The organism is Intrasporangium sp. (assembly GCF_051961875.1).
GTDB lineage: Bacteria > Actinomycetota > Actinomycetes > Actinomycetales > Dermatophilaceae > Intrasporangium_A.
On the sequence record NZ_JBQCCV010000235.1, the window covers coordinates 1 to 11,558 of the forward strand.

At 70.5% G+C, this 11,558-nt stretch carries 10 protein-coding genes; 7 read left to right on the forward strand and 3 right to left on the reverse strand.

What is annotated here, in order from left to right:
- Nucleotides 1-515 precede the first annotated feature (515 nt).
- The 3 genes from ACTHJJ_RS13975 (at nucleotide 516) to ACTHJJ_RS13985 (ending at nucleotide 5,542) form a co-directional block, all read left to right on the forward strand.
- Nucleotides 516-2,417, forward strand: a complete 1,902-nt coding sequence (locus ACTHJJ_RS13975; protein WP_440303547.1) for a CocE/NonD family hydrolase — start codon at nucleotides 516-518, stop codon at nucleotides 2,415-2,417.
- 230 nt (nucleotides 2,418-2,647) lie between these two features.
- On the forward strand, nucleotides 2,648-3,394 hold the full coding sequence (locus tag ACTHJJ_RS13980; RefSeq protein WP_440303548.1) for an SDR family NAD(P)-dependent oxidoreductase: 747 nt from the start codon (nucleotides 2,648-2,650) through the stop codon (nucleotides 3,392-3,394).
- Between the two features lie 285 nt (nucleotides 3,395-3,679).
- Nucleotides 3,680-5,542 carry an FG-GAP-like repeat-containing protein gene (locus ACTHJJ_RS13985; protein ID WP_440303549.1) on the forward strand — a complete coding sequence of 621 codons (1,863 nt, stop codon included), beginning with the start codon at nucleotides 3,680-3,682 and terminating at the stop codon, nucleotides 5,540-5,542.
- A gap of 48 nt (nucleotides 5,543-5,590) precedes the next feature.
- Here ACTHJJ_RS13985 and ACTHJJ_RS13990 read toward each other — a convergent pair whose 3' ends face one another.
- The 3 genes from ACTHJJ_RS13990 to ACTHJJ_RS14000 are packed head-to-tail and all read right to left on the reverse strand — an operon-like array spanning nucleotide 5,591 to nucleotide 8,080.
- A complete protein-coding gene (locus tag ACTHJJ_RS13990) occupies nucleotides 5,591-7,300 on the reverse strand; it encodes an urease subunit alpha (RefSeq protein WP_440303550.1) in 1,710 nt (569 codons plus the stop codon).
- A complete protein-coding gene (locus ACTHJJ_RS13995; protein ID WP_440303551.1) occupies nucleotides 7,293-7,781 on the reverse strand; it encodes an urease subunit beta in 489 nt (162 codons plus the stop codon). Before ACTHJJ_RS13995 ends, ACTHJJ_RS13990 begins: the two co-directional genes overlap by 8 nt.
- Complete coding sequence (locus ACTHJJ_RS14000) at nucleotides 7,778-8,080, reverse strand: urease subunit gamma (protein WP_440303552.1); 303 nt, start codon at nucleotides 8,078-8,080, stop codon at nucleotides 7,778-7,780. Before ACTHJJ_RS14000 ends, ACTHJJ_RS13995 begins: the two co-directional genes overlap by 4 nt.
- 170 nt (nucleotides 8,081-8,250) lie before the next feature.
- Between ACTHJJ_RS14000 and ACTHJJ_RS14005 the strand changes: the two genes are divergently transcribed.
- The 4 genes from ACTHJJ_RS14005 to ACTHJJ_RS14020 all read left to right on the forward strand — a co-directional run.
- Nucleotides 8,251-8,922: an urease accessory protein UreF gene (locus ACTHJJ_RS14005; protein ID WP_440303553.1), complete on the forward strand. Its 672-nt coding sequence runs from the start codon at nucleotides 8,251-8,253 to the stop codon at nucleotides 8,920-8,922.
- Nucleotides 8,919-9,788: an urease accessory protein UreD gene (locus ACTHJJ_RS14010; RefSeq protein WP_440303554.1), complete on the forward strand. Its 870-nt coding sequence runs from the start codon at nucleotides 8,919-8,921 to the stop codon at nucleotides 9,786-9,788. The genes ACTHJJ_RS14005 and ACTHJJ_RS14010 overlap by 4 nt, the downstream gene beginning before the upstream one ends.
- A 28-nt stretch (nucleotides 9,789-9,816) precedes the next feature.
- Nucleotides 9,817-10,533 (forward strand): urease accessory protein UreG, encoded by a 717-nt coding sequence (gene ureG / locus ACTHJJ_RS14015; protein ID WP_440303555.1) that lies wholly within the window; start codon nucleotides 9,817-9,819, stop codon nucleotides 10,531-10,533.
- Between the two features lie 108 nt (nucleotides 10,534-10,641).
- On the forward strand, nucleotides 10,642-11,558 hold a 917-nt coding region (locus ACTHJJ_RS14020; protein ID WP_440303556.1), incomplete at its 3' end, for a S1C family serine protease.

Below are 11,558 nucleotides of genomic sequence, written 5' to 3' on the forward strand. Positions count from 1 at the left end.
CGTCGCCCGCAGACAGCCGCAACACCCGGCCGAGGTGAACCCGGAACCGGAGGCTGTCCAGGACGGTGCCCGTGGAGAACACCCGGCCGTGCCCCGCGAGGACCCGGGTCATTTCCGCCAGCGCCGCCTACGTGCTGACCGGCGCGGCGCGCTCCGTCTGGCAGCACAGCGTTCCCCCGGTCAAGGAGGAGCGGTGGTCGGTGACGTTCCGGCAGTTGCGGCGGCCGGGCCAGAGTCGGGTCCGCGAGCACCTGGCTCCTGGCTGATCCGTCAGGCCACTCAGGCGAAGAGCCGGTGCGCTTGTGTGGGCGACAACAATGAGACTGATCGTTACGCGGCACGAACACGGCTGGGACACAACCCTATTCGCTCCCTCCGCTATCCGCCACTCGAGAAAATCAGATGATGTTGCACCCCCGCGAACCCCCATTTCGCGACGGTCCATCGATAACTTTTGAGAGCCCTAACCCCTGATTGGGACATCGTCGTCCCAAGGGCAGGAAGGACTCATATATATGAAAGCCAGGATCCTGGCCCTCACCGGCTCCGCCGCCCTGGTGGTGCCGATGGCGCTCGGCACCGTGCAGGTGGCCCAGGCCGCACCGACCGAGAACCCACCGGTCACCCTGGTCGACGGGATGACCTCGCCGGTCTACGACTACGGGGACGCCATCCGCGAGACGGTCTGGGTCGACGCCCCCGACCTCGACGGTGACGGGAAGCCGGAGCGGGTCGCCGCCGACATCATCCGGCCCCGGGAGCTCGACGGAACCGCGCGGGTGCCGATCGTCATGGACGCCAGCCCCTACTACCTCAGCCTCGGGCGCGGCAACGAGTCGGAGCTGAAGAAGTATGACGCCGCGGGCAACCCGACCAAGTTCCCGCTCTACTACGACAACTACTTCGTCCCGCGCGGCTACGCCTTCGTCGCCGTCGACATGGCCGGCACGGCCCGTTCGACCGGCTGCACCGACGAGGGCGGACGCTCCGACATCGAGTCGGTCAAGGCCGTCATCGAGTGGTTGAACGGCAAGGGCACCGCCCACGACGTCAACAACAAGGCCGTCAACGCCTCGTGGAGCAACGGCAAGACCGGCATGATCGGCAAGTCGTATGACGGCACGCTCGCCAACGGCGTCGCCGCGACCGGCGTCGACGGGCTCAAGACCATCGTGCCCATCAGCGCGATCAGCTCGTGGTACGACTACAACCGGTGGCAGGGGGCCGTGAAGTCGCGGCACTATGCCAGCAGCCTCTCCCGGACCATTGCCCAGGGGCGCACCATCGCCACAGACTGCTCGGCACGGCTCAACGACATGGACGCCAACGACGCAGACGCGACCGGCGCGTATACGGACTTCTGGGCCGAGCGGGACTACCGCGCGGGCAGCTTCTACGACGTGTCCAAGGTCAAGGCCAGCGTCTTCATCGTCCATGGCCTGCAGGACAACAACGTCAAGACGATGAACGCCTCGAAGTGGTGGGCCGACCTCGGCAAGCAGGGCGTCGAGCGCAAGATGTGGCTCACCCGCCTCGGCCATGTCGACCCGTTCGACAGCAACCGGCAGGAGTGGGTGACCACCCTGAACCGGTGGTTCGACCACGAGCTCATGGGCATCGACAACGGGATCAACCGTGAGCCGGCCGTGAGCGTCGAGACCGCGCCCAACCAGTGGGAGCAGTCCAAGACGTGGCCGATCCAGGCGGCCCGCACCATGGCGCTGAACCCCCGGAGCGACGGCACCATGGCGCTCGGCACCTCCGACCGCGGCACCGCGAGCTACGTCAACAACTCGCGGCTCAGCGAGACGAATGCGGTCAAGCTCGGCGATGACCCCAACCGTCTCCAGTTCCTCACGGGCACGACGAAGCACGACATCCGCATCTCCGGAACGCCGACGGTCGACCTGGACATCACCCACGCGGCTCCGGTCGGCCAGGTGTCCGTCATGCTCGTCGACTACGGGACGATGGATCGGGTCAGCGCGACCGGTGACGGCGCCCTGACCCTCAACACGGAGACGTGCTGGGGCGCGGCGACGGCCCAGGACGATGCGTGCTACAAGGACGTCACCCGCCGTATCCAGAGCAGCCAGTTGCAGGTGCTCGCCCGAGGCTGGGCGCGGCTCGACGGTGCCGGCCAGCACAAGGTGACCGTCGAGCTCGCTGCCAACGACGTTGCCGTCCCGGCCGGGCACCAGCTCGGCCTCGTCGTCAGCGGAGCGAGCAACGGGGTCCTTGCCGTCGACCAGAGCACGGGGACCTACACCCTCGACCTGCGGTCCACGAAGCTGAACCTGCCGGTCTCCGGCCCCATGAGCGGCTTCGGCCCCGGCCAGCTGACGGCGAAGGACACGGAGCACCTGGCACCGGGCACCATCGCCAACCTCAACAAGACGGTCTGGCCGGGCAAGTGAGGGTGCGCACGGGCTCTATCCACGGATAGCCGCCCCGGCCTCCTTGATCGAGTGGCCCCCACATCCACAGCCGCGGAAGTGGGGGCCACCCACATGGACGCACCTGGGAGGTAAGCGCAGAGCGCTCGCACCGGGGCTCCCTGACAGCGCTCTGTCCGGGCTTTGGAACAATGCGTGGTCGGTGTGCCCGGCATCCATGAAGCGGAGGTAGTTCGGTGGCAAGGGCGTTGGTGACTGGGGCTTCGCGAGGGATCGGTCGTGCGATTGCCGTGGCTTTGAGCCGTCGCGGGGATCGTGTTGCGGTGCACTACGGCTCAGACCGGGCCGCCGCGGAGCAGACGATGGCGCTCCTGCACGGCGAGGGCCACACCCTCGTCGGTGGAGACCTGTCCTCCCCCGACGCCGCCGCCTCCGTGGTGGAACAGGCCCAGCAGGCACTGGGTCAGGTGGACCTCCTGGTCAACAATGCCGCAGTCGGGCCCGGCAGCTCGACCGACCACCGCGTCGACGACACGGACTACGCCACGTGGCAGCGTGTCTGGAAGACGATGATCGACGTCGACCTGATCGCAGCGGCCAACCTCACCTACCTCGTCGCTCACTCGTTGATCTCGGCTGGCGAGCCAGGGGTGATCGTGAACATCGGTTCCCGCGGGGCCTTCCGCGGTGAACCCGACTGTCCCGCCTACGCGGCCGCCAAGGCCGGACTCCATGCCTTCGGACAGTCCATGGCCGTCGCGCTGGCACCGCACGGCATCTCGGTGGCCAGCGTCGCGCCGGGCTTCGTGAGCACCGAGCGCCAAGAGGAGAAGCTTTCCGGCCCGGAGGGCGAGGCGGTGCGGGCTCAGAGCCCGTTCGGCCGGGTGGGGACCCCCGAGGAGGTCGCCGCCGCCGTGCTCTACCTCTCCTCCCCCGATGCCCAATGGGCATCCGGCGCCATTCTCGACCTGAACGGCGCCTCCCACCTGCGCACCTGACCAAGGCAGCGCATGACTCTCGTTGCGCTGGAAGGCCGCTCAGCGGCATACAAGCACGTCGTATGCCGCTGAGGAGGCCCCCGCTGTCAGGCTGAGCCGCTCGGGCCTGAGCTACGCCGGCCCTGCGGCCTCGGTTGCCCGGTCATAGGTGAGTTCTCGTTTCCGGTGGCCCTTCCGGTGGCCACTGCGTTGCGGAGCGGGACGAAGCCCGCACCTCACCCTGTGGGGGCCCGGTCCGTCGATACCGTTGGCGCAGTCACTGCGTGGACGACAGGGGGAAAACCGATGTCACGCAGCACTATCTCGCACCGCGCCGCTCGTTCCTTGGTGGCAGTCGCCGCTGCAGTCGTCGCACTGCTCGTCGCGACCACGCCGCCCGCCGGTGCCGCCGTTGCCGCCGACGCGGCGCCTCCCAGGCTGACCGGTGTGTCCCTCACGCCGTCGGACCTGACGGCCGGCGGCATCCTTCGGCTCACCTACACTTTCGTCGCCGAATCGCCCGTGGTCTCCGCCCAAGCGACGCTTCGCAACCGCTACGTCTCATCGGAGTACATCCACCTCTCGGAGGTCGGCCAGCCGGTCACGGGCACCATGACGTACACCGTCCCCGCCGCGGCATACACCGGCGACTACCTCCTGACAGCGGTCACGCTCATGGACGCCGCAGGACGCAGCTGGACGACGAACTACTGGTACGGCCAGCACTTGACGCACATCTCGGGCACGAGCAACGACGGTGAGCCGCCCGAGCTCACTGCGCTTTCGCTAGTCAGAGCGGCCAGGTACGCGGACGAGTCCACGACGGTCACCTACACGGTGTCCGACATGAGCCTGCCCCTTCGGCGGCTGACCCTCTACTACGCGACCGGTCCCTACGTCGACGTCCCGAAGGCGAAGGCCAGCGGCACCTTGGTCCTCGGGGGGCCAGGAGTTCCGGGCGCCCAGCAGTTCCACTCCATCGAAGTGGTGGACGGGAAGGGAAACTGGGCGACGTACTTTCGGGACGGGACCGTCTACAGGGCGGCGGCCGGCCACCAGCCCCTGGACGAGAGCCATTCGCTCCCCCTGTCGGCCCTTGACTTCACGGCTGCCCCTGGCCCACCCGGGGGCGACACCCGGGCGCTGCCCCGGGGGGCGCGGGTCGAGATGAACGTCTCACCTGGTGAGGCGGCAGCAATCACTGGCTTCCGGGTCACGGTCAACCCCGGCGGCAAGGTCTACTCGAAGCCCGTGGGGCCCATCCGGGACGGCACTTCTTGGCAGCAGCTCAAGATCGACGGGCTGGCCAACGGCACTGCCTACACGATCAGGGTCGTGGCGACCCGCCGTTGGGGCAATGGCAAGCCGTGCACCACCACGGGGGTGCCACTGCCATCGACCAACATCTTCTCACCGGGTGACACGACCGGGGACGGCCGCGCGGACGTGGTTGCGCTGCTGCGCAAGGGAACCGGGGGATCCGGGGGTTACACCCGGCCCGTCTACACGTATCCGGGCAATGGGCGTGGGGGTCTCCGCCCCCGCGCGGCAAGCAACGGGCGTGCGGGGTTCCTGCGCATCGCGCCGGCCGGGAGCGTCGAGCGCGGGGGCACGTTGGCCACCTACTTCGGGGTCGACGGCGCCGACTCGCTGGTGCGCGTCAACAACGCGTGGTACACAGACAGCGGCACCGGCTGGCTCTCGATGCGGTTCATCGACGGCGGGTCCGACTTCAGCGGAGACGGACGCGCCGACATCGTGGCTGTCGCGCCTTCGGGCGCGCTGTACCGCTACACGATGAACTCAAAGGGGCGGATCGTGGAGAAGAAGCAGATCGGGTCGGGCTGGGCGTCGTTCATCGCCGTCTTCTCACCGGGAGACTTCAACGGTGACCGCAAGGCCGACCTGCTCGCCGTCGACAAGGCCGGGCGGATGTGGCTGTACCGCGGCAACGGGCGCGGCGGCTGGATCGGGCCGCGGCTGCAGGTCGGATCGGGCTGGGCCGGCTTCGGAGCCATCGTTCCGATGCGCGACTTCAACGGCGACGGCCGCGTCGACGTCGGGGCCATCACCATGTCCGGCGACTTCTACCTGTATCGGGGCAACGGGCGCGGAGGGTGGCTCCCGGGTCGCCTGAAGATCGGCACCGGCTGGAACGCGTTCTTCTGACCGGTCCCGGGTCAGCGCCCGACCGCCTGCCGTGGCATCGCGTCCGGCCTAGAAGAGGAAGTAGCGCTGGGCCATCGGCAGTTCGGTCGCCGGCGGGTGCTCGACGACCTCGCCGTCGATCCGCACCGTGTAGGTGTCGGGGGCGACCTCGATCTTCGGCGTTGCCGTGTTCTCGGGCAGATCAGCCTTGCTCCGACCGCGCACGTTGCCGACAGCGACGAGCGGCCGGTTGATGTCGAGCCGGTCGGGCAGGCCGTCCTCGAGGGCGGCCGGCGCGACGAAGGCGACGCTGGTGCTGGCGGCCGAGCGGGAGCCGGCGTTGAAGCCGAGCCGGGGCAGGACCGGCTGCGGGGTCGGCACGGACGCGTTCGGGTCGCCGAGCGCGGCGACGGCGGCCATGCCGCCCTTGAGCACCATCGTGGGGCGGATCCCGAACAGGGCCGGCTGCCACAGCACGAGGTCGGCCATCTTGCCCGGCTCGATCGAGCCGATCTCGGTCTCGAGACCGTGCGCAACGGCCGGGCAGATCGTGTACTTCGCGACATAGCGGCGGGCGCGGTGGTTGTCGGCGGGCCCGTCCCCGGGCAGGGGGCCGCGCAGCTGCTTCATCCGGTGGGCGGTCTGCCAGGTGCGGATGACGACCTCCCCGATGCGGCCCATCGCCTGTGCGTCGGAGGACATGATCGACAGGGCGCCCATGTCCTGCAGCACGTCCTCGGCCGCGATCGTGCCGGCCCGGACCCGGCTCTCGGCGAAGGCGAGGTCGTTGGCCACCTGCGGGTTGAGGTGGTGGGCGACCATGACCATGTCGAGGTGCTCGGCGATGGTGTTGTGCGTGAACGGTCGGGTCGGGTTCGTCGAGGCGGGCAGCACGTAGGGCTCGCCGGCGATCCGGATGATGTCGGGCGCGTGCCCGCCCCCGGCACCCTCGGTGTGGTACGCGTGGAAGGTCCGTCCCTTCACCGCGGCGAGCAGGTCCTCGACGAAGCCGGCCTCGTTGAGGGTGTCGCTGTGGATCGCGACCTGCACCCCCGACTCGTCCGCCACGCTCAGGGCCGCGTCCACGGCGGCGGGCGTGGCTCCCCAGTCCTCGTGGACCTTGAACCCGCCCGCGCCGGCGCGCAGCTGCTCCCACAGGGCGTCGTGCGAGACGGTGTTGCCCCGGGCCAGGAGGAGCACGTTGACGGGCCACGGTTCGAGCGACTCGAGCATCCGCTGCAGCCACCAGGCGCCCGGTGTGGCGAGGGTCGCCTTCGACCCTTCGGTCGGTCCCGTGCCACCGCCGACGATCGTGGTCGTGCCGGCGGCGAGGGCCTCCTCGATCGAGGCCGGGTCGACGAGATGGACGTGCGTGTCGATGGCGCCGGCGGTCAGGATCAGGCCGTTGCCGGCCGCGATCTCGGTCGATGGCCCGATGACGAGGTCGGGGTGGATCCCGTCCATCGTCTCGGGGTTGCCCGCCTTGCCGAGCGCGGTGATGCGGCCGTCGCGGATGCCGACGTCGGCCTTGATCACACCCCAGTGGTCGAGCACGACCGCGCCGGTGATGACGAGATCCGGAGTGCCCTCCGCACGCGTGGCCCGGGACTGGCCCATGGACTCACGGATCGACTTCCCGCCGCCGAACACCGCCTCATCACCGCCGGCGCACCGGTCCTCGGTCACCTCGATGAACAGGTTCGTGTCCGCCAGCCGGATCCGGTCGCCGACCGTCGGGCCGAAGGAGGCCGCATAGGTCGCGCGATCGATCTCAGCCATCGAGGGGACCTCCGCACTCCCCGCGCAGCCCGGCGACGATCCGCTGGCCCGCGATCGGGATCAGCTCGACCTGCTCGGCGGCACCCGGTTCGAACCGCATCGAGCCGCCGGACAGGACGTTGAGACGGCGTCCCCACGCGGCCTCGCGATCGAAGGCGAGCGCCGGGTTCACCTCCGCGAAGTGGTAGTGCGAGCCGACCTGGACGGGCCGGTCACCGGTGTTCTCGACCCGCAGTGTGATCACGTCGCGGCCGGCGTTGATGACAACCGGGTCGCTGCCGTAGAGGACCTCCCCCGGCACCATCGGCATGTCCGCGTGTGGGTCCTCCCCCTCATAGAGGCGGCGCTGGGCCTGCCGCTCCCCGGTGCCGGAACGCCTCGGCACGCTCGGCGTGCCCGGACCGCTGTGCGGGTGCCGCTCCGCTCCGCCGCCCTCGCCCTCGCCCGGGGCGTCGCTCGCGTGCTCGCCCCGGGTCGTCATGAGATCGGCGCCGTGACGGTGATCAGCTTCGTGCCATCCGGGAAGGTCGCCTCGACCTGCAGCTGGGCCAGCATCTCCGGCACCCCCTCCATGACGTCGTCCCTGCCCAGCACGCCACGGCCGGCCTGCATGAGGTCGGTGACCGCGCGCCCGTCACGCGCTCCCTCGAGCAGGAACGAGGTGATCAGCGCCGTCGCCTCAGGCAGGTTCAGCTTCAGACCACGCTCCCGACGCTCCTGGGCCAGCTTCGCGGCGGTGTAGATCATCAACCGTTCGCGCTCGTGCAACGTCAGCAACATGGCAGGCTCCTCGCGACGACGGCCCGAGCCGGCACCGCGCCCGAGGCACTAGATCCAGAGAACACGCTGCGCTGCTCGCTGTCCATAGGCGACCTGAGGCGGTCGCGCGCTCTCGGCGTGTGAGCGGCTGTGATGGGCCATGCTGGGTCAATGGCGATCACGAGATCGGCGTGAGCGGCAGCGCCTTGCTGCTGCTGCTCGCGGACGGGCGGTTCCCCGCCGGCGGGTATGCGCACTCCGGCGGCCTGGAGCCCAGCGTCACGCTCGGGACGGTTCGCGACCTCGCGAGCCTGGCGGCGTTCCTCGAGGGCCGGGTACGCACGACCGGATTCGTGGCGGCCGCGTTCGCGGCGGCGGCGGTCACCGCCACGGCAGCTCGCGACGCCGGCCGGCTGGGGATGCTCGATGTCGAGCTCGATGCCCGTATGCCGTCGCCCGCCCAGCGCGCCACGTCCCGTCAGCTGGGCCGCCAGCTCCTCAGGACCCTGCAGGCCGTCGCCCCGAGCGGCAACCTCGACCTCCTCGGCCCTCGACCCCATCAGCCGGTCGTCCTCGGTGCCGGAGCCGCGGTGCTGGGACTGGGTCCCCGGGAGGCCGCGGCCGCGGTGCTGCACGAGGCCGTCGCCGGGCCGGCGGCGGCCGCGGTCCGGCTGCTCAGCCTCGATCCCTTCCAGACCCATGCGATCCTCGTGCGCGTAGGGCCATTGCTGGACGAGCTCGCCGACGGCGCCGCGCGCTGCAGCAGCGGTGACGCGGAGGACCTGCCCGCATGGGGCGCGCCCCTGCTCGACCTCGCCGCCGAGGAGCATCAGCGACGCGAGGGGCGGCTGTTCGCCTCATGACCACGGGGACGGACCACGGCAGCGGCTTCGCGGCCGAAGCGCCAGCCACCGGCACGGCACCGGTGCCGTCCTCATTGCGCATGTCCGCCCACGCCGTCGTCGCCACGGAGCTGTCCGCCCGCCGAAACGGAGCCGCCTGCACCCGGGTCAGCACGCTCCGGTCCGAGGCGCCACTCGTCCTCCGACCGACGGTGCGCCGAGAGCCGGAGCCCTGGGCCGCCAACAGGTCCGGCGCCGCACGGGTCTGCCTCTCCGCGGGCGCCGCCGGTCCGGTCGGCGGTGACGAGCTGACACTCGACGTCCAGGTCGGTGCAGGGAGCACCCTGGTCCTTGGCGAGATCTCCGCGACGCTGCTCCTGCCTGGGGCCGACGGTGCTGCGTCTCGCACGACCGTGCGAGTCACCGTCGAGGCCGGCGGCACCCTGCTCTGGTGGCCCCAGCCGGTCATCGCGGCCCACGCCTGCAACCACCTCACCGAAGTGCGGATCGAGCTCGCGACCGACGCACGACTCGTCATGCGCGAGGAGATCCTGCTGGGCCGCCACAACGAGGCGCCGGGCCTGCTCCGGCAGCGCCTCAGCGTCCGCCGCGACGGGCTCCCCGTCCACCTGCAGGACCTCGAGCTGGGCTCCGCCACCGGGCGCTCCCCCGCCGTCCTCGGCGACCACCGCGCCCTCGGCAACATCCTCGTCGTCGCCCCGGACCCGCTGCCGGACACCACCATCCTGCTAGACCACCAGTCACTCGTCATGCCCCTCGCCGCCGGCAGTGTGCTGATCAGTGCTCTCGGCCAGGACAACCTCGAGGTGCGCCGGCGTCTCTCCGCCGGACTCAAAACCCTTGGACCGCAATTTATCCCGTCGTAGCCTCGACGAGCAGGAAGTGGAGGACGCCATGTCCACAACACCGCATACGCACCCCGACGTGCCGCGAGCGCTGCGCCTCGGGATCGCCGGCCCCGTCGGCACCGGCAAGAGCTCACTCATCGCCACGATCTGCCGCAACCTCGCCGACGAGCTGAGCATCGCCGTCATCACCAACGACATCTACACCGACGAGGACGCGAGGTTCCTCCGCTCCGCGGGTGTCCTGCCCGCCGAACGCATCCGCGGCGTCGAGACCGGCGCCTGCCCGCACACCGCCATCCGCGACGACATCACGATGAACCTGCTCGCGGTCGAGGATCTCGAGCACGACTTCGCCCCCGTCGACCTCTTGCTCATTGAGAGCGGCGGCGACAACCTGACGGCCACCTTCTCCCCGGGGCTCGTCGACGCCCAGATCTTCGTCCTCGACGTCGCCGGCGGCGGCGACGTGGCGCGCAAGGGGGGACCCGGCATCACCCGGGCCGACCTCCTCGTCGTCAACAAGGTCGACCTCGGTCCCTATGTCGAGGTCGACGTCGACCGAATGGTCGAGGACGCCAAGGCCGCCCGCGACGGTCGCCCGGTCCTCGCACTGTCCCGCCACCGGCAAGAGACCGTGGAGCAGCTCTGCGACTGGATCCGCTGGATCCGCGCCGAGCACGCTTCCGGCCGGCACACGCCATACGACCCGGGCGCTCTCGCCCCTCACAGCCATGGGCACGACCACAGCCACGCGCACGACTGAGCACGTATCCCGCCGAGCCCGCTCAACGGCACACGGGACGGGGGTCTGCGCTTTACGCCGTGGGCGAACCCACGGAATCCGAGCCCGTGACCGTTGGTTGGTGTCGTAATGAGCAGCAGCGATCCTCGAGCCGAGTCGGGCGCTCTGGACGCCTACTCGGCGGTCGTCACGGCCGTCGCGGCGCAGCTGACGCCGCGGGTGGCGGCGTTGCGGATGCAGTCACGTCGTGGTGAGTCGGCCGGCTCGGCCGTGGTCCTCACCCGCGACGGCCACCTGGTCACCAACTCCCACGTGGTCGGCGACGCCGATCAGGGGACGGCGGAGTTCGCCGACGGCACGCTCGCCCGGTTCGACGTGGTCGGCCGCGACCCGCTTTCCGACGTCGCGGTGGTGCGTACCGATCGCGATGTGCCCAGCCCACCGGAGTACGGCGATGCCGACTCGCTGCTGGTCGGCTCCCTTGTCGTGGCGGTCGGCACCCCCCTGGGTCTGGCCGGCACGGTGACGGCCGGGGTCGTCAGTGCGCTGGGCCGCAGCATGCCGGCTCGCTCCCGCAACGCGGCGCGGCTGATCGAGGACGTCATCCAGACCGACGCCGCGCTCAACCCGGGGAACTCGGGCGGCGCGCTGGCCGACAGCCACGGGCGGGTGGTGGGCATCAGCACCGCGGTCGCCGGCATCGGCCTGGGGCTGGCCGTGCCCATCAACGCGACCACCCACCGGATCCTCGGCGCGCTGATCCACGACGGGCACGTCCGGCGCGCCTACCTCGGCCTGGTGAGCACGCCGGCCCCGCTGACCGCGGCACAGGCCGAGCGGTTCGGGCAGCGTCGGGCGCTACGAGTGGTGCAGGCGGTGGAGGACAGCCCCGCGGCGCAGGGTGGCCTGCATGCCGGTGACCTCGTGCTCGCGGTCGACGGCGTGCCCCTCGGCAACGCCCAGTCCCTCCAGAAGCGGCTGTTCGCCGACGCCATCGGACGCCGGATGGAAGTCACGGTCCTGCGCAACGGCGCGCTGGTGGACGC